We start from the raw sequence: 23,817 nt of genomic DNA on the forward strand, positions 1-23,817 counted from the left end.
CCGGGCGTCATAGCGAGAACAGGACCACCGGGGGGACCGCCTGTTCCGGGACCTCCCGCAGCGTCGCCGGTTTCTTCGCCATGGCTGCCAATCTCGGATCGATCCACATTGTATACAGGTCCACCACCCCCGAGCTCCCCGCCCGGCGGATCGACGCCGCCTCGATCTCGAGGCTGGATCCGAGGAATCCGACGCCGAGCTTGAACAGCGTCTTGGAATCCTCGACGTCGTCCGCGATCCGGTAGCGGATGCGGATAGCCTCGAGCGTGCCGGGCTCGGGTCCAGTCTGGCTCCCTGACGGCTTCCCCCGGTTGTCCTCCGCCTTGAGGAAGCCATCGAGGAACTCGTTGATCTCGGCCTTCTTGGCGTCCTTCCAGCTCAGGGTCGGCTTCGCGGCGAACGAGGTCTCGATCAGCAAGGCCTGGGCCTGAATTTGCTTCTCCTTGTGATGCAGGTCCCAGCAAAGCGACCAGGCGCCGCCCATGAAGAACGCCTCGAGCTGCGCTCGGGAGATGTGGAGCTGCTTGGCGAGGTCCTTGGACCACCGTCCCTTGGACGGCCCATATGTGAGTAAGTTATCGAGCAGTACGGTGCGTCCGAACGAGTAGCCGTGCCCGCTGCCCACGAGCACGGGCGCCGCCGCCGTCGGCCTCCAGTATGCCACCGCGCTGGCATAGGAGAGCCCGTGATACCACTTCTTCTGTCTCACGGCCTCGGTCTCCCTGACCTGAGTCGTCACCTCCACCTCGTGGATCTCTCTTTCCACCCCGACCTCCAGCTTCAGCGCCTCGAACTGCGTCTCGCTGTACCGGAGGAGGGTGTCCTGGGTCATGTAGACCTGGACGGGATTGTCCACGCTCTTGGCCTTGCTCGTGCCGTAGCTCAGGCTCTGGAAGCGATAGCCACTCCGCTTCCCAGTGTATTTGGCGGCGGCCAAGGTGGCCTCCGCGTTCAGGCACGAGACCTTCAACGACGCCTTCACATCCGCCGAAGCTCCCCCGGTCGCGCCCCACATCGTGAGCGAACAGGGCCCCGTCCCGACCTCCGGCAGGTAGGGGCGAAGCGCCCACCCACAGTTGCGGACGAGCTTGCGGTACTCCATGATGCTCGTTTCTTGGGTACGCTGGACCGCCTGTTCCGCTCGGTTTACCAAGGCGTTGAGCGTAAGCGAGTAACCCGGGATTCCGTCGCCGAAGATACTCTCATCCACGATCCTTCGCCCCGCTGTGATGAGTTTCTCGATGACATCCGCGTCGTCCTTGACCGCTGTCTCCTTGCGATACTTCTCGATCGCCGCGACCTGGTCAGCGACGACGATCCTCGCGGCGTGATCACGTGCCTTTGGGTAGTACCGGTCCACCTGCTCCAGGTACCCCACCATCGTGGCCTGTGCGACGGGCAAGGGGATCGTGCCATCGACGGGCTTCGAATCGCCGGTGCCCCGACGGTAGAGATCGACGAGCGCCCTGCAGTAGGTCTCGATGGGATCTGTCCGAAAGCTGAGATGCAAGATATCTCCGTCCGGGCGCGTCAAGACCTCCTTGAGCTCTTTGGTGATTGGGTCATCGCGGCCACCGAAGGCGCCCGCCGCCGTGAGGGCCTTCACCTGCTCCGTGAGCACATCCTTGATGGAGCGAGTCCCCGCGATCACGCTCGCCTGCAGCGCCGCGCTGCTACCCCGCGGGTGACTCCGTGGCGAGGCATCCGCGAGGGCTATCCACTCGCCGTGCAGGCTGAGCTCGGCCGAGGCCATCGCCTGGGCCTCCCACTCCCAACTCAGGAGCTCGGTGGCCCCGGTCGCTGAAGCGTTGGCCTCGTCGGCGTCGGCCGCGTCGGCCGCTTCGTCCTCCTCGGAGCTCCCCAGCTCGAAGCCGACGTTCGCCTTCAGCGTGAGACCGGCCTTCGTGAGCGAGCCGATCATCCGCCCGAGGGACACCGACCTGGCGTTGATGTGCTCGTTGGAGTCAGCCGGATGGACCAGCACGCAGAGGATCGCCAGCTTGCCGGTCTCGGCCGTGACTGTGGCGCCGACCTCGGCCGTGAGCCCTGGCATGATCATACTGCCGAAGTCAAAGGTCGCGCTCGCGCTCAACGCGGTGGAATTACCGTCGTGGCAGCACTGAAACTGGCCCTTGTGGTCCGTCCCGACCTTCAGGAAGTACTGATACAGGGCGTTGGGCCCGCTTGGGATCGCCTCCGTTCGCAGTGTCCCGTCATAGCTGGAGGCGGCCGCCTCGGCCTCCGCCTCCTTGAGGTGGCCGAAGGACACCTCTTCGGGCTCGTCGGACTTCGCCTTGTCCCCCTTCACGAAGAACTTCAGGAAGTCCTTACGTTTCCGCGTATAGCACACCTTCAGCTTCGTCATCGTCGGCTCCGCGTTGTCCAAATTCCGGGACGACGCATTGTCGTCCACGGTCTCATCTACGATTGGCGCACCGATCACAGCGGCCCCACACGCGCCGAGGGGCAGCTGCCGCCGCACGGCGGCGTCGCGCGGTCATCGAGGAGAGCAAGGGGCGTGCCGGACCTGCGGCGCGGGAGCTCGCCGGGATTACGCGGCGCACGGTGCCTGGGCGCGCGGGTTGGCTCCGTGCGCACGCCCGGCGCGGATCCGATGTGCGCACGTTGCGGATGCGCGCCCGACCCACCGCCCTGCGCCCGGGGCTGCCCACCCGGCATCTGCGCAGACTTTGCGGCGAGCGCAACCCGCCCGCAGCGGTATCAAGGGCCATGCGCGACGCCCTGCCCTTCGATCCGAGCGACCTCGTCCGTCCCTTCGCCACCCTCGGCAAGCAGGACACCGCCCTGGTCGGGGGCAAGGGCGCCAACCTCGGCGAGCTGCTGCGCGCCGGCCTGCCGGTGCCGCAGGGCTTCGTCGTCACCGCCCAGGCCTACCTCGACGCGCTCGACACCGCCGGCGTGCGCCCGAAGGTCAACGCGATCGCCGAGAAGCTCGACGCCGACGACAGCGCCGCCCTGACGGCCGCCTCGGCCGAGCTGCGCAAGCTCGTGCAAACCGTCGGCGTGCCCGCGACCCTGCGCGCGCAGATCCTCCGCGCATACGCGGCCCTCGGCGACGACCGGGCCGTCGCCGTGCGCTCCTCGGCGACGATGGAGGACACCGCCGGATCCTCCTTCGCCGGCATGAACGAGACCTATACCAACATTCGCGGCCAGGACGCCCTGATCGACGCGATCGTCCGCTGCTGGGCCAGCGTGTGGGGCGAGCGCGTCATGGCCTACCGGGCCAGCAACAACATGCGCGACGAGCCGGCGATCGCCGTATGCGTGCAGGAGATGGTGGATTCTCAGCGCAGCGGCGTCATGTTCACCGCCGACCCCGCCACCGGCGATCGCCAGCGCATCGTCATCGAGGGCGCCTTCGGCCTCGGTGAGGTCGTCGTCGGCGGCCAGGTCGAGCCGGACACCTACGTGCTCGCCAAGGACGGCCCGCGCCTCCTGACCGTGCGCGTCGGCCACAAGACCCACAAGATCGTGCGCGGCCCCGACGGCAAGGACCTGCGCGTCGACCTGCCCGCCGCCGAGGGCACCCGCCGCGTCCTCGACGACGCCGAGATCCTCGCCCTCGCCGCCCTCGCCACCCGCATCGAGGCCCACTACGGATCGCCGCAGGACGTCGAGTGGGCCGCCGACGCCGAGGCGATGTACATCGTCCAGGCGCGCCCGATCACCACCCTCGGCGACGCCGCCACCGCCACGCCCGATGCCGGCACCACCGCCAACAGCGGCCGCGTGCTGCTCTCCGGCCTCGGCGCCGCCCCCGGGCGCGTCGCCGGCAAGGTCCGGATCCTGAAGTCCGCCGAGGACGGCGGCCAGCTGCTCGCCGGCGAGGTCCTGGTCGCCGCGATGACCAGCCCCGACTGGGTGCCCACATTGCGCCGCGCCGCCGCGCTCGTCACCGACGGCGGCGGCATGACCTGCCACGCCGCGATCGTCAGCCGCGAGCTGCGCATCCCGTGCATCGTCGGCACCCGCGAGGCAACCCGCGTCTTGCGGGACGGCGAGCTCGTCACTGTCGACCCCGCCAAGGGTCAGGTCCTCGAGGGCGACCTCACGGCCGCAGATGTGCACATTCAGGTCAACGCCCCGCCGCCCGCCGCCAGCGAGCCCGTGGAGGCGATCGGCACCCGCCTCTACGTCAACCTTGCGATCGCCGACCAGGCCGCGGCCGTCGCCGCCCTGCCGGTCGACGGCGTCGGCCTGCTGCGCGCCGAGTTCATGATCACCGACGCCCTCGGCGGCGCCCACCCCAAGCAATTGATCGCCGAGGGCCGGCGCCAGGAGTTCATCGACAAGATGAGCGCCTCCCTCCTCACGATCACCCGCGCCTTCGCCCCGCGGCCCGTCATCTATCGCAGCTACGACTTTCGCACCAACGAGTTTCGCAAGCTGCGCGGCGGCGAGGCCCACGAGCCCCACGAGGAGAACCCGATGATCGGCTACCGCGGCTGCTACCGCTACGTCCGCGATCCGGAGCTGTTCCTGCTCGAGCTCGACACCCTCGCCGCGGTCCGCGAGCAGACCCCGAACCTGCACCTCATGATCCCCTTCGTGCGCACCCAATGGGAGCTCGAGGCCTGCCTCGAGATCGTCGACAAGCACCCGCTGGCCCGCCAGCGCGGCCTCCTGCGCTGGGTCATGGCCGAGGTGCCCTCGGTCGTCTACCGCATCCCCGACTACGCCCGCCTCGGCATCCACGGCGTCTCGATCGGCAGCAACGACCTCACCCAGCTCATGCTCGGCGTCGACCGCGACTCCGAGATCTGCGCCGAGCTCTTCGACGAGTCCGACGCCGCCGTGCTCGACGCGATCCGCCAGATCATCGAGAAGGCCCGCGAGCACGGGCTCACCTCCTCGCTGTGCGGCCAGGCCCCGAGCAACAACCCCGCCTTCGCCGATCAGCTGGTCCGCTTCGGCATCACCTCGATCTCCGTCAACCCCGACGCCGCCCGCAGCACCCGCCGCGTGATCGCCGAGTCCGAGCGCCGCCTCCTGCTCGACGCGGCCCGCCGCCGCTGACCCTCACTCGCAGCGCAGCGAAGGCGAGCGCGCACGATGCCGTACCTGCGCCAGATCTTCAGGGTGGCGGCCGTGCTCGCGGCGACGGTCGTGGCCGTCGCTCTGCTGTCATGGTCGCTGCACGCCCTCGGCCCCCGCAGCCCGTGGTTCGCCCTGCTCGTCGTCTGGTTGCCGATGACCTGGCTCGGAACGATCAGCCACATCGCGCCGCCGCGCTTGCCCGCGTGGTACCACGCGCTGCGGGGCTTCGAGCGCGACGGCCGGGTCTACGAATGGCTCGGTGTGCGCCTGTGCAAGCGACTGCTTCGGCGCGGGCCGCTCGCCGTGTTCAACCCGGCGCTGCGCCTGCCCGCCGCGCCAGGCCCCGCCAACCTGGCCCGACTGGAGCAGTCGATGCGCGACGCCGAGGCGAGCCACGCCATCCTGCTCGTGCTAACGCTCGCGGTCGTCGTGCACGCGGCAGCCCGCGGGTGGTGGGCCGCCGCCGCCTGGACCCTCCTGTTCGACATCCTCGTCAACGGCTACCCGGTGATGCTGCAGCGCTACAACCGGGCGCTGCTGCGCCGGCGCTTCGCCGCAGCAGCGCCGCCTGGCTGACCTCACTCGAAGCGCAGCGCCTCGATCGGCTTGAGCCGCGCCGCCTTGCGCGCGGGGAACACCCCGAACACCACGCCGATCGTCACCGACACCGCGAACGCGATCGCCGACGCGAAGATCGGCACGCGGAACGGCAGGTGAAACGCCTCGGCCACCGCGAGGGCCCCGAGCACCCCGAGCAGCACCCCGAGCGCCCCGCCGGCCGCCGCGAGCACCACCGCCTCGACCAGGAACTGCTGCAAGATGTCGCGCGCCTGGGCCCCGATCGCCAGGCGGATCCCGATCTCGCGGGTCCGCTCGGTCACCGATACCAGCATGATGTTCATGATCCCGATCCCGCCGACCACCAGCGATATCGCGGCCACGCTGGCGAGCAATGTGGTCAGTACGCCGGTGACCGTCCCGAGCACCCGCTGGATCTCCCGCATGTCGCGGACGTTGAAGTCGTCCTCCTCGCCGCCGCGGATGCGCCGACGCTGGCGCAGCAGCGACTCGATCTGGGCCTTGGCCTCGTCCGTGCGCGCCTCGGACACCGCCGACACCATGATCGTGCCCACGTGCTCGTCGCCAGCGATGCGCCGCGCGAAGGTCGTGTGCGGCAGCAGCACGAAGTCGTCCTGATCCTGGCCAAACGTCGACACGCCCTTGGCGGCCATCAATCCCACCACCTTGCAGCTCAGGTCGTGCAGCCGCAGCTCGGCGCCGACGGGGTCCTGACCGCCGTACAGATCGGTCGCGACCGTCTGCCCGATCACGCAGGCCTTGCTCGCCTGGCGCAGATCCTCGCCGTCGAGGTCGCGCCCGGACGCGCTGTGCCATCCGCGTACGTCGAAGAACTCCGGCGTGATCCCCATCAGCGAGGTGCTGCGATTGCGCTCGCCGACCACCGCACGGATCACCGTCGAGCTGACCGCGGCGGCGCGGCGCACCGCGGTGCACTCGCGCCCGATCGCCTCGACATCCCCGCGGGTGAACGGCACGGCGCCGCGCAGGCCGCCGCCGAAGGGCCCCTTGGACTCGCCGCCCGGCAGCACGATCAACATGTTGCTGCCCAGGCTCGAGATCTCGTTGCTGACCAGCGCCGTCGCCCCCTCCCCCATCGCCTGCATCATGATCACCGAGCTCACGCCGATGACCACGCCGAGGGTCGTCAGCAGCGAGCGCATCTTGTTGCGCGAGAGCGCCTTGAGGGCCAGCGCCGCGGTCGCGTCGAGCCTCACGCCGCCGCCTCCGGGCGCTGGCCGTCGGAGCTGATCTCGCCGTCGAGGAACACGACATGGCGGGCCGCGTGCGCGGCGATGTCGCGGTCGTGGGTCACCATCACGATGGTGAGCCCGAGCTCGCGGTTGAGCTGGGTGATAAGCGCCATGATCTCCCGTCCGGTGCGCGAGTCGAGGTTGCCGGTCGGCTCATCCGCCAGCAGCACCGCGGGCCGATTGACCAGCGCCCGGGCGATCGCCACCCGCTGCTGCTGCCCGCCCGAAAGTTCGTTGGGCAGCGCCCGCTCGCGCCCCGCCAGGCCGACCGAGGCCAGCGCCTCGCGGGCCCGCAGGTCGCGGTCCCGCCGCGACACCCCGGCGTAGATCAGCGGCAGCTCGACGTTCTCCTGCGCCGAGGTCCGGCGCAGCAGGTTGAAGCCCTGGAACACGAAGCCGAAGCGCTCGTTTCGCAGGCGCGCCAGCACGTCCTCCGACAGCGACCCGACCTCCACGCCCTCGATCTGGTAGCGCCCCGAGGTCGGCGTATCGAGGCAGCCGAGGATGTTCATGCAGGTCGACTTGCCCGATCCGGAGGCGCCGAGGATCGCCACGAACTCGCCCGGGAAGATGTCGAGGTCGATCCCCTTCAGCGCCGCGAACGCGGCCTCGCCGGCGCCGAACACCTTGGTCACGCCGCGCAGCGACAGCAGCGGCGCGCGCGTTGGGGTCTGCCCTGCGTCGCTCATTTGGGCTTCTCACCCACCGGCGTGGCCAGGTCGACCAGCACCTCCACGCCGACCGCCAGCTCGCCGCGCACCGCGGTGTGGATGCCGTCCGAGACCCCCACCAGGACCTCCACCCGCCGCGGCGCCTGCCCGGGCTCCTGCACCCAAACCCCGTGGCTGCCGGGCTGCGCGGGCGCCTCCCCGCTCGGGACGAAGCGCAGCGCGGCGTTCGCCACCAGCAGCGCGTCGTGGTCGCTCGCGGTGACGACCTTCACCGACGCCGTCATGCCCGGGCGCAGCTTGTGCTCGGGGTTCTCGACCGCGAGGATCGCCTCGTAAGTGACCACATTCTGGGTGATCACCGGCGAGTTGCGCAGCTCGGTGACAGTGGCTTCAAAGCGCTGATCGGGGAATGCATCGACCGTGAAGTGTGCGGCCTGCCCGGGCTGCACCTGGCCGACGTCGGCCTCGTCGATCGCCGCGACCACCTGCATCTTGGCCAGGTCCTCGGCGAGCACGAACAGCACCGGCGCCTGAAACGAGGCCGCCACGGTCTGGCCCGGGTCGACCGCCCGCGACAGCACGACGCCGTCGATCGGCGCGAGGATCTCGGCCCGGTGGCGGTTGGTGCTCGCCAGCTCGAAGCTCGCGTGCTGCAGCGCCACCTGGGCCCGCATGCTGTGCACCTCCGCCGCCGCCCGCTCATCGGCCGTCACCGCGTTGTCGCGCTCCGCCGATCCGACCGCGCCCGCGGCGAACAGCTGGTCGCTGCGCACGCGCTCCTGATGCGCCTGCTTGGCCCCCAGCACGGCCTCCTCGACCGCGACGCGGGCCGCCGCCAGGCTCGCCCGGCTCTGGTCGAGCTGCGCGTGCAAGGAGGCGGTATCGAAGCGGGCCAGCACCTGCCCCTTCTTCACGATATCGTTGTAGTTGACCTCGACCGTGGCGATGCGGCCCGAGATCTCGGCCCCGACCGACACCGTGCTGCGCGCCTCGACGCGACCGGTCGCGCTGACCTCGTGCACCACCTCGCCGCGGACCACCGCGGCGCCGCGATACTTCGGCGCGTTCGCGTCGGCCCGCGGGCGCCAGATCACGACCGCGGCCGCGACGGCGCCCACCAGCCCGACCACCAGGCCCCAGCGCAGGACGATCCGGTGTCGCCGCCGTCGACCCTCCTGCGCGAGGATCTGCGACAGTTCCGGGCGGGCATCAGCGGCGGGCATGGGGGCCGGACTATCGCACGTCCCGCGGCCCGCAGGACTGGCGCCAGCGGAAATTTGTGCGCCAGAGCCGCCGCGACCGCCGACACCTGTCCCCCCGCCCGGGGCCGCGCAAATCACCACACTCGATATCCTCGGCGTGATTGATGTGAGCACGATAATCCGCCATCGATCGTCGATTCATCACAGTCTGGGGCTCGAAATCGCCAGAGGCCACGCGAGGTCTCGCAACCTCCGGAGCCGCGATCGCTGACGGGCGCGCGCGAATTGGGCCGATCCGTCGCAACGAGGTCATCACCATGTCTGCACCCGCCGCGCCCCGCGCCGTGATAGCGTGCGGCTGTAATGACTCGTCTTTCGTCGGGCTCCGCGTGGAAGTGCCCGGCGGGGGACGAGACGGGCCGGCCGAAGCCGGCAAGGAGATTAGCGTAATGCAGGGCTGGAAAAATGAACTTGTGAAGGGCGTCGCTATCCTCGGCTGTCTCGCGGCGCAGGCTTGCGGCGACGACGGGGGCGTCAGCAGCACCACGGCCACCGAGGGCGGCACGGGCACCAGCGGCGGCGGCACCGAGGGCAGCACCGGCGACGTGCCGACCACCGACGCCACCAACACCACGCCGACGAGCGGGACCGGCGGCAGCGGCTCCGACTCGGTCAGCGCCGGGCAAACGACCTCCGGCAGCACCGGCGACGTGACCGTCAGCAGCAGCGGCACCGTTGATATGTGCGGCAACGCGGTGGTCGACCCGCCCGAGGTCTGCGACGACGGCGTCAACGACGGCGGCTACGACGGCTGCGCGCCCGACTGCAGCGCGCTCGGCCCGTTCTGCGGCGACGCGATGATGAACGGCGCGGAGACCTGCGACGACGGCAACCAGATCGACGACGACGGCTGCAGCAACGCCTGCGTCGCGGCCGTCTGCGGCGACGGCGTGGTCCAGGCGCCCGAGGAGTGCGACGACATGAACGCCGACGACACGGACATGTGCGTCACCGGCTGCAAGAACGCCAGCTGCGGCGACAGCTTCATCCTCGCCGGCGTCGAGGTCTGCGACGACGGCGTCAACGACGGCATGTACGGCGGCTGCGCCCAGGACTGTTCGGCCCTCGCCGCCTTCTGCGGCGACGGCATGAAGAACGGGCCCGAGGCCTGCGACGACAAGAACATGGTCAGCAGCGACGGCTGCCTCGGCGACTGCACCCAGCCGCCGAACTGCCTCGCTATCAAGACCTTCGACCCCGCGGCGAAGGACGGCGTGTACACGCTCAAGGTCGGCGACATCACCTGGCAGGCCTACTGCGACATGACCTTCGACGGCGGCGGCTGGACCCTCGCGGCCAAGGCCATCCCGACCGACGGCTGGGCCTACAACAGCCCGCGCTGGACCGACAACATGGTGTTCAACGCGAACATGCCGGACTTCGACCACACCGCCGCCAAGCTGGCGACCTGGAACCTGGTGCCCTTCACCGACATCCTGCTCGGCATGGAGTCGCCGGTCGGGAACATGAACCCGCCCAAGCCCACCTACCTCAAGCTCGCCATGGCCAAGGCCTCGCTGTTCGCCCTGTTCTCGCCGGGCACCTACGTCGCAACCATGGGCACCAAGGCCGGCTGGGCCGGGCTGGTGCCGGCGAGCTCGCTGCAGGCCAACTGCAACCAGGAGGGCATCAACAACGCGCCCAACAACAACGGCCCGCGGGTGCGGCTCGGCATCCTCGGCAACAACCAGAACGACTGCCTCACGCCAGACTCGGCGCTCGGCGTCGGCTTCGGCAACTTCACCTGCCAGAACAATCCGTTCATCAGCGTCGGCAACATCAATTGCGAGCCCAATCCGCCGACCAAGAAGAACGGCATGGCCTGGATCTTCGTCCGCTGATCGACCGCGCCCGCCGGGCCACCGACGACCGTGCGCCGATCCGCGATCGACGCCCGGTCGCGTCGTGCTGACACGGCCAGCATCTCGCCACGCGGCGCCACGTGGGTCTTCGCCTGTGGCCTTGTGCGTGGCGGCCGATCCTGGCAAGCAGAAGTGATGATCCTTACACGCATCTGGGCCCCGGCCCTGGCCCTCATCGTGCTCGGCTGCGAGCCCTCCTCCGACGGCACGAGCGACGCCAGCAGCAGCACCGGCGACGCCAGCGGCAGCACCGGCGACGAGCCGACCGGCAGCACCGGCGACGAGCCGACCGGCAGCACCGGCGGTATGGTGGACCTGCCCGGCCTGCACTTCGGCTTCGATATCTGGCCCATCTTCAACGCGAGCTGCTCGTGCCATATCATCCCGCCCGACGGGATGACCCCGGGCCAGGCGGTCTATCCATTCATGGGCGGCGATCCGGCGGGCGCGTACGCCGTGCTGATCAACCAGCCCTCCACCGTCACCGGCCTCGATTACGTCGAGCCCGGCGACTCGGCCACCAGCTACCTGTTTCACAAGGTCTCCGGCACCGCGGCCGAGGTCGGTGGATATGGCGACGCGATGCCGCCGCCGCCGGACATGCCGCTCAGCGCCGCGAAGATCGCCACGATCAAGGAATGGATCGACACCGGCGCGCTCGAGTAGCAGGGCCCGACGCTCAGGGGAGCGCGCCCGGCCGCAGCCCGACCCGCCGCGGACCCCCGCAAGCGCCGCGCAGCAGCCGAAGATCGGGCCTCGGCTGCGGCGCCGGGGCCCGTTCGCGCCGCCGGCGAATTCGCGGGTTGCACAATCCGCAACCCCCCTTATAGAGCGGCGCCGCCATGTCTGAGAACGACCAAGACCGCCGTGGCCAGGCTCGCTGGCTGATCCTCCTGGCCACGATGATGACCGCGCTCTACCTGTGCTGGTTGATGCTGGCGCCGTTCGTCAACGTGCTCCTGTGGGCCGCCGTGTTGACCGTGACCTTCGACGGAGTCCACCGGCGGATCCTCGCCCGGACGCGGCGCGAGACCCTGAGCGCGGCGCTCTCGACCCTGGTCGTGGTCGGCGTGATCGGCGTACCCATGGGCCTCGTCACCTGGGCCATCGTCCGCGAGATCATGCCGACGGTCGGCGCCACCCAGGCGGCGATCAGCGACTTCCTCGATCCCGCGTCGCGCCACACCGGGCCGGTCATGCAGCGGCTCGCCCAGTACATCGACCTCGCCCACCTGCGCACCCAGATCACCGAGCAGCTGGGTGCCATCGGCGCCCAGGTGGCCGGCAGCGCGTTTGGCATCGTCAGTAACATCGTCCTCGTGGTCGTCCAGGCGCTGTTCGTCGTGTTCGTCATGTTCTACCTGTTTCGCGACGGCAAGCTGGTGCGCGAGGCGCTGGCCAGCGCGATCCCCCTGCGCAACCGCGAGACCTACGAGGTCCTGACCCGCGTCCGCGAGGTCGTCGGCGCCAGCGTCAACGGCGTCCTGGTGATCGCCGCGGTTCAGGGCAGCCTCGGCGGCCTGGCCTTCGCGGTGCTCGGCCTGCCCTCGGCGACCCTGTGGGGGGTCGTGATGATCTTCCTGTCCCTGATCCCGGTCCTCGGCGCCTTCGTCATCTGGGTCCCCGCGGTGATCTACCTCGCCGTCACCGGCGCGTGGATCAAGGCGATCATCCTCCTGATCGCGGGCCTCATCATCAGCCTGGTCGACAACTTCATGCGCCCGCGCCTGGTCGGCCGCCGGGCCAAGCTCCACGAGCTCTTCATCTTCTTCGCCGTGCTCGGCGGGCTGCAGGTGTTCGGCCTCATCGGCCTCGTGCTCGGCCCGGTCGTGCTGGCCTTCGCGCTGTCCCTGTTCGAGGCGTTTCGCCACCCCGACTCCGCCAGCGCCTCGATGACGAACATCACCATGCCGAGCCCCAGCCCCTACCTGGCCGGGAAACAGTAGCGCCTCACTTGCTGCACAGGGCCACGCAGCGCCGCTGCGAGGCGACATCACGCCGGGCGCAGGCGACGGACCCGGCCGCGATCGGCGTCGAGCAGCAGCCGATCGCCGGTGCGAAACACCCGCGTCGCGCCCGGCAGGTCGACGACCGCCGGCAATCCATACTCGCGGGCGACCACCGCCCCGTGCGAGAGCGTGCCGCCGATCTCGGTGACCAGGCCGGCGGCGACGCTGAAGCAGGGGGTCCAGCCGACATCGGTGTGCGGCACCACGAGGATCTCACCCGGCCGCAGCTCGCCCGCCTCCGCGACCGTCCGAACGACGCGGGCCGGGCCCTCGACAACGCCACGGCTGACCGGGGTGCCCTGCAAGTCGACCTCGTCGGCGTGGTCGAGCTCGGCGGGGCTGTGCGGCCGCGGCACACCGACGTTGAGCGCGGGGAACTCGAGCCGCGCCTGCTGCCAGTGCAGGCTCCGGCGTTGCCGCGCGCGCTGGACCAGCGCCGGGTCGGCGGCGTCGACCAGGCGACCGATCTCGGCGAGGACGAGGAAGTACAACAGGTCCTGCTCGGGCAGGCGGGCCGCGTCGACGAGGCAGGTGGCCAGCGCCGCGAGCTCGCGCTTGATCTGGCGGACCACGCCGGTGACGAGGCTCTTGGAGCGCTCGCGCAGGGCGATCGCCCGGCGGGCCTTGGGGGCGATCGCCCGCGCCAGGACGCCGCGGATCCCGGCGATCGCGGGGGCCGGTGTTCGCTCGCGCGGCGCGGCCGGACCGGCCATGTCGGCCCGCACGCGCGCCTGCATGGCCGCGACCAGCGGCCGCGGATCCTCCGACCAGTCGGGCGCGTGCAGCTCGAGCTCGCGGACACCGCGGTGGCCGTGCTCGGCGAGCAGCGCCGCGAAGGCAGCGGCGACCGGCCCGGCGCGCAGCCACGCGAGCGCGGCGTCGCGGTCGTCCTGCACGAAGCGCCCCGCGACCTCGAGGTCCTCGGCGATCGCGGCGCACATGCGATCGAGCGCACGGACCAGGTCGGCGCCGACGACCTCGCCCGCGTCGGCGAGCAGCCCCGCCATCTCGGCGTGCTGCTCCGGCCCGGCCCGCTTGCCGCCGCTGAGGATGCTCTGCAGCGTCTCGCCGAGGCTGCCTGAGCGCATCGAGGCCCGCAGGTGCACCCGCCAGGCCCGCTGCAGCCGCGGCCCCGCGTCGGCCAGCCGCTGCCACCAGCCAGCCGCGTCGCCGGCCGGCGGCGGCGTGGGACCGGCGAGCTGCGCCTCGAGGTGCAGCAACTCGGCCTCCGCCCGGCCCAGGAAGCGCACGTAGCGGGCGGTGTTCTGCAGGCGCCGCGGCAGCGACGGCGCGTGAAACGGCGTCGGCACGGCGAGCACCCGCCCGGCCAGGCTGACGTCGACGCCCTCCTTGCTGCTGCCGAGCACCCCGGCGGCGAAGCGGTAGGCGCTGGCGAGGTTCATGAAGGCGTGGCCAGAGAAGCTGGCGATGCAGTCACCCGCGCGTCCACGGAGGTCGACGCCGAGGTCGATGAAATTCGCGGCCATCGCCGCATCGAGGTTGCGGCCGATCAGATCCCAGGTGAGCGGCGTGAGGGCGCCCGGCAGGATCTCGCCGATGTTGTAGCGGACGAACACCGCGTCGGGGTCGGCGATCGGCGTGTCGAACTCGTCGCAGCCGACCCGCGCGCGCGCAGTGATCGGCCGGGCCTGCAGCCACCACACCACGCCGTCGGCGTCGATCGCCCACTCGAGGTCGAGCGGCCCGCCGAGCGAGGCCTCGGCGCGCAGGGCCTCCGTGATCAGGTCGTGCAGCGCCCCCGCGTCGAGCAGCGGCTCGCCGCCCTGAATCACGCTGGCCCGCAGCTGGCCGTCGCGCCCGAGCTGGTAGCGGTCGGGGGTCACGGTCCCGGCCACGAGCGCGTCCCCGAGACCGGCGACCGCCTCGACGATCACGAGCTCGGCCTCGGCGCTGCCCGGATCGCGATCGGGATCGACGGTGAACAGCACGCCCGCGACCCGCGGCGCGACCATCCGCTGCACGACCACCGCGAGCGCGCCCGTCTGGGCCGCGTAGTGCAGCGCGCGCGCGCCGGTGGCCGACGCGAGACAGTGGGCGATCGCCGACGCGATCGCCGACTCGCCCGCGACCCCGAGCACGCTCTCGTACTGCCCCGCGAACGAGCTGATGACGCCGTCCTCCTCGCGCCCCGAGGAGCGCACGGCGACCGTCGGCTCGCCCTCGGCGCGCAACCAGGATCGTAACGCCGGGTCGCCCGCGTCGGGCGCGAGCAGGACCACCCCCGCGGGCACGCGCAGGCCGGCCCGGAGCAGGCGCGCGAGGCCCCGCGCCTTGCCGCCGGCGGCGGCGACATCAGCGTCACGAAGATCGAGGAGTGTCGCGGTGCTCATGGCGGCGTGCTCGTGGTGATGGTTCGGCGCAGCGGCAGCTCGCGCAGTAGCACGGCGCAGACCAGCGCCGCGAGGGCCAGGCCGCAAGCGCTGGCGAGGATCATGGCGACCCCGGCGTCGATCGCCGCCGCCTGCGCGCCGATTCGCGGCGCCGCGGCACCGGCGTCGATGCCAGCCCCGGCGTGGGTGACCTGACGCTCGAGCAGCGCGCCGAACACCCCGATCCCGACGATGCCGCCGAGGCTGCGCGCGAACTTGCCGAGCGCCGTGGCGACCCCGATCTCCGCGTACTGGGCCGCGTTCTGGGCCGCGACCGTGAGCGCGGGCAGGGCCAGGCCGATGCCGAGGCCGACGACCGTCAGCGCCGCGGGCACCGCGAGACCAGGCCCGACGCCGACCACCGCCAGCGCCAGCAGGCCGCCGCACATCGCCAGCAGCCCCGCCTGCACGACCGGCCGACAGCGGCCGCTGCGACTGACCCGGACCCCGCCGATGATGCTCCCCGCGACCAGCGCGAGGACCATCGGCGTCATCGCCAGCCCCGCCGCCGTCGCCGCGAATCCGTGGACGACCTGCAGCGCGAGCGGCAGATAGATCGAGCAGGCGTAAAACGCCGCGCTGGCGAGGAACGCGATCAGGCTCGTGAGCCCGACGATCGGGTCGCGCAGCAGGTGCGGCGGGAGGATCGGCGCCGCCGCGCGCGACTCGACCACGACCAGACCGACGCCCGCGAGCAGCGACACCGCCGCCGCGGCGAAGGTCCAGCGATCGAAGCCGGCGCCGCCGACCCGCGCGAGCGCCAGCAGGGCCGGCACCAGCGTCGCCGTCAGCAGCACGATGCCGGCGTGGTCGGTGGCCGGCGAGGCGCCGCCCGGGCGCTTGCGCGGAGCGTGGATAGCGAGCGGCACCACAGCCGCGAGCCCGAGCGGCACATTGATGAGGAAGGCCCAGCGCCAGCCGACGCCGTCCGTGACGAGCCCGCCGACGATCGGCCCGATCACGCTGGCGAGCCCGTACACCCCGCTGAGCAGCCCCGTGTAGCGGCCGACCTGAGCGGGCGCATAGAGATCCGCGAGCACGGCGTACGCGTTCGCTACCAGGGCGCCGGCGCCGAGGCCCTGCAGCGCGCGACACCCGATCAGCGCCGGCATCGTCGGCGCCAGCCCGGCCGCCAGCGAGCCGACGATGAACACCCCCATCCCCGCCAGCAGCAGGCTGCGGCGCCCGTGCCGATCGCCGAGCTGGCCAGCGATCGGCACGACCACCGTGACCGCCACCAGGTACGCGGTGAACACCCACGGATAGAGATCGAGGCGGCCGAGCTCACCGGCGATCCGCGGCAACGCGGTGCCGACGATCGTCTGATCCATCGCCGACAACAGCACCGCGAGCGTGACCGCGGGCAGCACCGCCCGCGACGCGGCCGGCCCCGCTGGTCCGCCAGCCCCCGCGTCGGAGCGCTCCACCTGCTCGTGCATCGCCGGGCCCGAACAGACAGCATGACGGCCACACCTGTCAACCACCTGGCAGACCTCGAGCCTGCGGTCCGACCGCGCGACCCTCGACGGCGCACGCCGCCGCGCGATAGATTGCCGCGGCATGACCAGCAAAGGCCGCGGACGTCTCTGGCGGCGAGCGCTCGCCGTGCTCGCGCTGCTCCTGCTCGCCGCCGGCGTCTTCGTGACCGGGTGGATCTTGCCCACCGCGACCGGCTACGTCGCCCGCAACACCTGCTCCGCGGTGCTGCTCGCCGGCCGCGATCCGGCGCAGGTCGCCGCCGAGGACATGGCGCCCTACCCCTTCGTGTCGACCACCGTCGACCGCGAGCAGCAGCTGGTGCGCGCCACGGTGGTCGGCCTCGCGGCGCGCACCGCCGTGTACCGCCCCGGCCTCGGCTGCGCGCTCGCCATCGCCAGCGATAGCGACACCCTGCGCGCGCAGGGCTTCGAGCCGCCGCGGGCCCCCGCCAGCGCCGCCCCCTGGCCGCAGGGCGACGGCGACAGCACCGATCCGGACCCGCCCGGCCTCGATCGCGCCGGGCTCGACGCCGCCGTCGCGGCCGCGTTCAGCGAGCCGGACCCGGAGTCGCTGCGGCGCACGCGAGCGGTGATCGTCGTGTACGACGGGGCCATCGTCGCCGAGCGCCACGCCGACGGCTTCGATCGCAGCACCCTGCACCTCGGCTGGTCGATGTCGAAGAGCGTGACCAACGCCCTGGTCGGTATCCTCGTAGGTCGCGGCCAGCTCGACCTCCAGGCGCCCGCGCCGGTGCCCGCGTGGGCCGACGACCCGCGACGTGCCATCACCCTCGACCAGCTGCTGCGCATGAGCAGCGGCCTCGAATTCGACGAGCGCTACGGCGCCCTCGCCGACGCCACGCACATGCTCTTCGAGGTCGACGACGCCGCCGCCTACGCGATCAGCAAGCCGCTGGCCCACCCGCCCGACACGGTATTTTCCTACTCGAGCGCGACGACCAACATTCTCAGCTGGATCGTCCGCCAACAATTCACCAGCGACGCGGCCTACCACCGATACCCCCACGAGGCCCTGTTCGCGCCGATCGGCATGCGCAGCGCGGTGTTCGAGACCGACGCCACCGGCACTCTCCTCGGCTCGTCCTACGTCCACGCCAGCGCCCGCGACTGGGCCCGCTTCGGCCTGCTCTACCTGCAGGACGGCGTGTGGAACGGCGCGCGCGTCCTGCCGCCCGGGTGGGTCGATTACAGCCGCACCCCGACCCCGACCAGCGAGACCCGCGACTACGCGGCCCAGTTCTGGGCCAACGCCGGCAAGCCCGACGACCCCGGCGACCGCCGCTTCCCGCACCTCCCCGTCGACGCCTACCAGGCCTCCGGCTTCCAGGGCCAGGCCGTCCTCATCGTGCCATCACGCAGGGCGGTCATCGTCCGCCTCGGCATGACCCACCAGCGCCCGGCGTGGGACCTCGACGCATTCGCCGCGAGCGTGCTCGCGGCCCTGCCGGCGGACCGCTCGTAGCTCGGCACAGGGGTCATGAACGATCGGCGGCGCGGGACACCGACGCGCGCGCGCATCGGCTAGAATCGCCGCGGGGCCCGCGATACGCGGGTGAGGAGGATGGGAATGCTGGGTAGACACATGCATAAGAACCTCGTTGCGCTCGCCGGGGTCGCCTGCGCGGCGGCCATGCTCGCGGGCTGCTCGGACGACGGCGGCGGCGGCACGCTGACGACGGGCTCGACCACCGCCGCGGCCACCACGACCGCGACCACCACCGCCGCGACGACCGCGGATACGACGACCACGGAGCCGACGACGGACCCGACGGCGGACTCGACGACCAACCCCACAGCGACCAACCCGACCACCACCGACCCGACCACCACCGACGCGACGACCGCCAGCACCGCGACCGACGCGACCAGCACCGGCCCCGCGCCGGTCTGCGGCGACGGCAACGTCGACCCCGGCGAGGACTGCGACGCCGGCCCCGACAACGGCGACGACAAGGCCTGCACCTCCACCTGCGCCAACAACGTGTGCGGCGACGGCCTCGTCCTTTCCGGCAGCGAGGAGTGCGACGCCGGCCCAGACAACGGCGACGACAAGGCCTGCACCGCCGCCTGCGCCAACAACATCTGCGGCGACGGCAAAGTCCTCGCCGGCAGCGAGGGCTGCGACGACGGCAACGACGTCGACGGCGACGGCTGCAGCGCGACCTGCGTGCTCGAGAGCTGCGGCGACGGCAAGCTCCAGGGCATGGAGGAGTGCGACGACGGCAACGACGTCGACACCGACATGTGCCTGCCGACCTGCATCACCGCCAAGTGCGGCGACGGCTTCGTCCTGGCCGGCGTCGAGACCTGCGACGACGGCAACATGAGCGACGCCGACGCCTGCACCACGCTGTGCAAGGCCCCCGCCTGCGACGACAAGATCAAGAGCGGCGGCGAGACCGACGTCGACTGCGGCGGCATGACCTGCCCCAAGTGCGCCGTCGACAAGGCCTGCGCCGCCGCCAGCGACTGCGGCACCGGCTTCTGCAGCGCCAACAAGTGCCAGGTCGCCGCGACCTGCGCGGCGATCAAGATGGGGAACCCGCAGGCCCTGTCCGGGGTGTACACGATCGACCCCGACGGCAACGGCGGCAAGCCGGCCTTCGACACCCTCTGCAACATGACGATCGACGGCGGCGGCTGGGCCCTGGTGCTGAACCTCGACACCTCCGACGGGCACGTCATGTGGTGGGGCAACACCAAGTGGAACGACGGCACCACCAAGGGCACGGTGATGACCGCCCTCACCGAGGACCACGTCAACGCCGGCTGGAACGACTACAGCGGCGCCAAGGACATCCTGCTGGTCGTCCACACCGAGGGCACCGTGGTCGGCTGGAAGAGCTTCACCAAGCTGACCACCGAGACGATGCGCACCCACCTCCAGGGCGGCGACAATACGCTGATCGGCTCGCCGGTGAAGGCCTCCGACACCGCGATGGTGTGGGCCGGCGAGCGCCTGGTCCGCCTGTCCACCGCGCTCTACGCCAATCACTGCGTGCAGACCAACGGCCTGTGCACCACCGGCTCCGGCGGCTCGCCCGACGGCGATCGCATCGGCTCGAACGAGGCCACCCCGTCGGACAACCTCGGCGGCGGCCTCGGCAACTGGCACGACATGAACTACTGCTGCAACGGCAATTACGGCAGCGGCAAGGTGTGCAACGGCTCGGCGATCCGCACCGCCTCGGAGGCCCAGGCCGGCTGGGCCGCCTGCTACAACGCGGGCGTCGGCCACTTCGGCACCGACACCTTCGCCCCCGCGACCAACACCTGCAACAACAACAACTGCGGCCAGGCCAACTGGTCCCAGGCCAGCGGCCAATCGTACGACTACTCGATCTACCTCCGCTGAATCGGGCCAACCCGAACGGCCAGCGCCTGCCGCGTCAGCGCAGGCGCAGGCCGTCCACCGAGCATTCGTCGCCCGATCAGCCCTGGGCCGACGGGACGTCGATCGTCGCGCCGAGCAGCGCCTTGAAGCGCACCAGCAGATCGGCCTCGGCGCGCTCGACGTCGCCGTCCGCGGTCGCCACCGCGATCACGGCCGCCAGCGCGAAGTTCTTGTCGTCCTGGCTGCCGATCTTGCGCGCGAGCGCGTCGAGCTTGGTCAGGTAAGTCTGGACCATCGCCGCCGGGGCGACCTTGATCGCCTCGACCGTCTCGTTGAAGAGGGCCTCGCCGCGCGCGCTCCCGATCGAGTTCTTGACGACCGGATTGGTGGTGGCGACCACCTTGGCCTTCTCCATCTCGGCCGCCTCGGCGTCGCCGTCGGCGAACACCATCACCGCCATCGCGGTCACCGCCCACTCCCCTGCGGCGGTCCCAACGACGATTGAACTGAGCTTGTCTTTCAGCGAGCTGAAGAATCCCATTGCCACGACTCCTTGGGTTTCAAAAACCGAAACCGGCCGCGAAGCTACCAGGGCCCCCCCGCTGGGGTCAACCCGATCCGCGGCGCCACAACCGCGCCAGCGCGAAATGGCACGATCCACGAACTGCGCCCCGCCGCGCGACCGCAGGGGGCCTTGCGGGCCTCAGCCCGGAATGACGCACTGCGCGCTGGCATTGGCCGCGCTGTTGTTGTCCTCGTTGCATTCGGGGATGACCCCCGACTGGGCGTCGAAACCGTCGACGGTGACGTAGATCGCCACCGGATCGAGCCCGTCCAGATCGTAGGGCTGCTCGACCACCTCGAACGCGCCCGGGAGCAGCGCGAGCGTGGTGACCTGCTCGCCGAGCAGGGTCCCGGTGGCGTCCACCCCCGCGAAGAACAGCACCTTGACGCCCGCCGGGACGCCGAGCGAGCCGATGTTCTTGACCCGCGCCCGCAGCACCAGCTGCGCCGGGCAGCCGATCCCGCTGATCTCCAGGTCGACGATCAGGTCGGCGGCGTTGAACACACCCTTGCCCTGGAACGAGACGCGGTAGTTGTTGAAGCCGTCCGGGCCCCAGCTGTCGGGCTCGGGCTTCGGCAGCGAACCGTCGGCCTTGATGTTGGTGATATGATAACTCTGTTGATTCCAGACCCGGCGGGTCGGCATCCACTTGCCCTCGGGGTCCGAGTAGACGTGCACGCCGTTGTTGCCGGTGTTCCCGCAGTACCCGGGATTGACCATGTGATAGTCGTTGTTGGCGGAGAACGCGATATCTGCGCTCTTGTCACCGTCGACGTCGGCGATCGAGGTGAACTCGGACCAGGTGCCGTGCGACGCCAGCAGCTTGAGCAGCACGCCGCCGTCGACCCCGCTAAGGATGAAAACGTCGCAGTCGTCGTGGACGACCAGCTCGACCTGCTTGTCGCCGTCGAAGTCGAAGGCGGTCGCGGCGATCAAGCCCGAGCAGACCGACAGCGGGGTCGTCCACTTCGCGGTGAAGACCTTGGTGGCGGGGTCGTAGTCGAAGATGGTGTAGTCGCAGGGGACGTTGCGCTGGATCCCGATCTCGAGCGCCGGGTCGCCGTCCACCTCGGCGACCGTCGGCGGCCCGTTGAGGCCGTCGCCGCCGAAGCCAAGGAAGGCTATCTGCGCCCCGGTCGCGGCGTCCTGCAGGCGGATCCCGGCCGCGGTCGTGACCACGAGCTCGGGCGCGCCGTCCCCGTCAAAGTCCGCGATGCCGGGGAAGCCATCGGGGATCGGCTGGGTCCAGATCTCCGCGCCGTCGCGCCGGTAGGCCGCGTTGCCGCCGACCACGTCCTGCGTACCGTCGCCGTCGATGTCAGCGATCACGCTGCTCATCCCGTAGCCCGCCACCTGCGACAGCAGCTCGCGCCCGATGCCCGAGATGACCTTGCCCGTGTGGTCGAGGACGACGCCGCCGAGGACCACCTCGCCCTTGCCGTCCCCGTCCATGTCAGCCAGCGAGATCGCGGAGCTGTACTTGCCGGCGAACCCGGCATAAGCCGTGTCGTCCGGCTTGCGCGAGCGCCACTTGACGGCTCCGTCGGCGGTGAATGCGATGATCTCCCCGGTGGTCGCCAGCGCGACGATCTCGGCCGGACCGTCGCCTTCGAGGTCGGCGACCGCGGGCGAGAAGGTGGTATTGACCGGGTTCGCGCCGCTGAGCGCGTCGGTGCTGCCGTCCCACTTCTCGGCGCCGGTCTTGCCGTCGAGTACGCGCATATAGCCGGTGATGTTCTGGTGCGGCGCCGCCTTGGTGGTAAAGATCACCTCGGGTACGCCGTCGTCGTCGAGGTCGACGATCAGCGGCGCCGACACGGCCTGGTTGTACGCCGGCTGGACCGCCGTCTGCGTCCACGACCACTTCAGCGCCGGGTTGAACTCGCCGATCTCGGCGAACTCGCACAGGCCCTCGGCGGGGAATTGGGGCAGGCACTTCTCGAGCGTTGGCTCGCAGAATTCACCGCTCTCGCAATCCAGCGACTCCTCGCAATCACCGGCCGGCTGCTTGCATTCATCGGCCACACAGACGGCCCCCACCTCACAACATACGGCGGCGCACAGCACCCCGGAGGCGCAGTCCTCGACGCAGGTCTCGGCGATGCAGGCCTCGCCATCCTGACAGCAGGTGTTCGCCGGGCCGCACAAGATCGGGCAGAAGCCGGCCCCGGTGGTCGCGCCCGTCGAGCCCGTCGCGCTCACCGCGGTGGTCGCCTCGCTCGTCGGCGCCGTGCCGCTGCCCGTCATCCCGGTCGGATCGCCGCCCGAACTCGAGGTCGGGACCGGCTCGGTCGCGCCGCCCGTCGCGCTCACGCCGGTGCTCTGCCCGCCCGTGGCGTCGCTGTCCTGCCGGCCACTGTCGCCGCAGGCGGCGATCATGAGGGTCAGCGCGAGCGCGACGGGCACAGACATCGGAGCGGACATGCCGCGAGTGTCTCATACCCGCCGCGGGCCAGTTGGAGTACCCTCGGCCCATGCTGCACGTCCGTATCGTCCTCGTCATCGCCGCGCTCGCGGCTTGCGGACCCAAGGACAGCGATGAGCAGGGCAGCGAGAGCGGGACGGCGTCGACGACGACGACGACGGGCGAGCCGTCGCCGGTGACCGGCGACACCGGCAAGACCACCGGATCTGGCGAGCCGTCGTGCCCCGATGCGAACAGCTTCATGAGCAACGGCGAGTGCTTCTGCAACGTCGGCTACGAATGGTGCTCCCCGGAGGACCCGGGCGACCTCAGCTGCTGCGAGTCCAACGCGGGCATGACAGCCTCGGGGACGACGAGCGCCGGGTCCACCAGCGCCGGGTCCACGAGCGGCGATCCCACGACCGGCGGCGAGGCCTGCGGGACGCCGCCGCCAGCCCGCTGCGACCCGAACCTTGACGCCCGCCACTGCGACAGCGGCCCGGCCTGCGAGCTCGGCGCGAGCACCCTGTATGCCTGCAAGGATGGCCTGTGGCAGCCCGATCCCGCGGCCGCGGACGCCCAGTGCGTGGCCCAGGGCCACGACTTCGCGTTCGGCTGCGTCGACGGCGGCGGCGTGATCGAGGTGGCCTGCGGCGACGGCCCCGGCACCGTGTGCGCCGACGATCCCGGCTTCTGCACGAGCGCGACCGTGCTGCAGTCGTGCCTGCACGGCAAGCTCGCCGACACCGATTGCCTCACTGCGTGCATGGCGGGCGAGATCGACGGGATCAAGTACGAGACCGGCTTCTGCCTGCAGTCGCGCATCTCCCCGAAGTGCATGTGCTGCAACCCGGGCGACCCCGGCTGCCCCTGACCCGGACGACATGGACAACCCGACGAACGCATCGAACAGCTGCGGGCCCCTGGT

Annotated in this window: 16 protein-coding genes; 8 read left to right on the plus strand and 8 right to left on the minus strand. The window is 70.9% G+C overall.

Going from position 1 to position 23,817, the window contains the following annotated elements:
• Positions 1 to 7: 7 nt before the first annotated feature.
• Complete coding sequence (locus IPJ59_RS26390) at positions 8 to 2,365, minus strand: hypothetical protein (RefSeq protein ID WP_293273837.1); 2,358 nt, start codon at positions 2,363 to 2,365, stop codon at positions 8 to 10.
• Positions 2,366 to 2,730: 365 nt separating this feature from the next.
• Here IPJ59_RS26390 and ppsA point away from each other — a divergent pair, with 365 nt between their 5' ends.
• Positions 2,731 to 5,040, plus strand: a complete 2,310-nt coding sequence (gene ppsA, locus IPJ59_RS26395) for a phosphoenolpyruvate synthase (RefSeq protein ID WP_293273838.1) — start codon at positions 2,731 to 2,733, stop codon at positions 5,038 to 5,040.
• A 36-nt stretch (positions 5,041 to 5,076) separates the two neighbouring features.
• Positions 5,077 to 5,637 carry a glycosyl-4,4'-diaponeurosporenoate acyltransferase CrtO family protein gene (locus IPJ59_RS26400; protein ID WP_293251720.1) on the plus strand — a complete coding sequence of 187 codons (561 nt, stop codon included), beginning with the start codon at positions 5,077 to 5,079 and terminating at the stop codon, positions 5,635 to 5,637.
• A gap of 2 nt (positions 5,638 to 5,639) precedes the next feature.
• Here IPJ59_RS26400 and IPJ59_RS26405 read toward each other — a convergent pair whose 3' ends face one another.
• The 3 genes from IPJ59_RS26405 to IPJ59_RS26415 are packed head-to-tail and all read right to left on the minus strand — an operon-like array spanning position 5,640 to position 8,787.
• Entirely contained in the window at positions 5,640 to 6,857 is a 1,218-nt protein-coding gene (locus IPJ59_RS26405) for an ABC transporter permease (protein WP_293251718.1), read from the minus strand.
• Positions 6,854 to 7,582, minus strand: a complete 729-nt coding sequence (locus IPJ59_RS26410; RefSeq protein ID WP_293273839.1) for an ABC transporter ATP-binding protein — start codon at positions 7,580 to 7,582, stop codon at positions 6,854 to 6,856. The genes IPJ59_RS26405 and IPJ59_RS26410 overlap by 4 nt, the downstream gene beginning before the upstream one ends.
• A complete protein-coding gene (locus tag IPJ59_RS26415) occupies positions 7,579 to 8,787 on the minus strand; it encodes an efflux RND transporter periplasmic adaptor subunit (RefSeq protein ID WP_293251714.1) in 1,209 nt (402 codons plus the stop codon). Before IPJ59_RS26415 ends, IPJ59_RS26410 begins: the two co-directional genes overlap by 4 nt.
• Before the next feature lie 428 nt (positions 8,788 to 9,215).
• Here IPJ59_RS26415 and IPJ59_RS26420 point away from each other — a divergent pair, with 428 nt between their 5' ends.
• The 3 genes from IPJ59_RS26420 to IPJ59_RS26430 all read left to right on the plus strand — a co-directional run bounded on the left by IPJ59_RS26420 (position 9,216) and on the right by IPJ59_RS26430 (position 12,634).
• The gene (locus IPJ59_RS26420; protein WP_293273840.1) at positions 9,216 to 10,667 is read left to right on the plus strand and encodes a DUF4215 domain-containing protein; all 1,452 of its coding nucleotides are present in this window, start codon (positions 9,216 to 9,218) and stop codon (positions 10,665 to 10,667) included.
• A gap of 156 nt (positions 10,668 to 10,823) precedes the next feature.
• A complete protein-coding gene (locus IPJ59_RS26425; protein WP_293273841.1) occupies positions 10,824 to 11,354 on the plus strand; it encodes a hypothetical protein in 531 nt (176 codons plus the stop codon).
• Between the two features lie 176 nt (positions 11,355 to 11,530).
• Positions 11,531 to 12,634, plus strand: coding sequence for an AI-2E family transporter (locus tag IPJ59_RS26430; protein ID WP_293273842.1), 1,104 nt, complete (start codon positions 11,531 to 11,533; stop codon positions 12,632 to 12,634).
• Positions 12,635 to 12,681: 47 nt separating this feature from the next.
• Here IPJ59_RS26430 and IPJ59_RS26435 read toward each other — a convergent pair whose 3' ends face one another.
• Positions 12,682 to 15,048, minus strand: a complete 2,367-nt coding sequence (locus IPJ59_RS26435) for a PEP/pyruvate-binding domain-containing protein (RefSeq protein WP_293273843.1) — start codon at positions 15,046 to 15,048, stop codon at positions 12,682 to 12,684.
• On the minus strand, positions 15,045 to 16,526 hold the full coding sequence (locus IPJ59_RS26440) for an MFS transporter (protein ID WP_293251706.1): 1,482 nt from the start codon (positions 16,524 to 16,526) through the stop codon (positions 15,045 to 15,047). Before IPJ59_RS26440 ends, IPJ59_RS26435 begins: the two co-directional genes overlap by 4 nt.
• A gap of 121 nt (positions 16,527 to 16,647) precedes the next feature.
• Here IPJ59_RS26440 and IPJ59_RS26445 point away from each other — a divergent pair, with 121 nt between their 5' ends.
• Entirely contained in the window at positions 16,648 to 18,048 is a 1,401-nt protein-coding gene (locus tag IPJ59_RS26445) for a serine hydrolase domain-containing protein (protein WP_293273844.1), read from the plus strand.
• Positions 18,049 to 18,168: 120 nt separating this feature from the next.
• The gene (locus IPJ59_RS26450) at positions 18,169 to 19,941 is read left to right on the plus strand and encodes a fibrinogen-like YCDxxxxGGGW domain-containing protein (protein WP_293251704.1); all 1,773 of its coding nucleotides are present in this window, start codon (positions 18,169 to 18,171) and stop codon (positions 19,939 to 19,941) included.
• 76 nt (positions 19,942 to 20,017) lie between these two features.
• Here the strand turns inward: IPJ59_RS26450 and IPJ59_RS26455 are convergent, their stop codons facing one another.
• Both IPJ59_RS26455 and IPJ59_RS26460 read right to left on the minus strand, forming a co-directional pair.
• Entirely contained in the window at positions 20,018 to 20,581 is a 564-nt protein-coding gene (locus tag IPJ59_RS26455; RefSeq protein WP_293273845.1) for a tellurite resistance TerB family protein, read from the minus strand.
• Positions 20,582 to 20,623: 42 nt separating this feature from the next.
• Positions 20,624 to 22,897: a hypothetical protein gene (locus IPJ59_RS26460; protein ID WP_293273846.1), complete on the minus strand. Its 2,274-nt coding sequence runs from the start codon at positions 22,895 to 22,897 to the stop codon at positions 20,624 to 20,626.
• A gap of 62 nt (positions 22,898 to 22,959) precedes the next feature.
• Between IPJ59_RS26460 and IPJ59_RS26465 the strand changes: the two genes are divergently transcribed.
• A complete protein-coding gene (locus IPJ59_RS26465; RefSeq protein ID WP_293273847.1) occupies positions 22,960 to 23,763 on the plus strand; it encodes a hypothetical protein in 804 nt (267 codons plus the stop codon).
• Positions 23,764 to 23,817: the final 54 nt, after the last annotated feature.

The organism is Nannocystis sp. (genome assembly GCF_016714285.1).
Lineage (GTDB): Bacteria > Myxococcota_A > Polyangia > Nannocystales > Nannocystaceae > Nannocystis.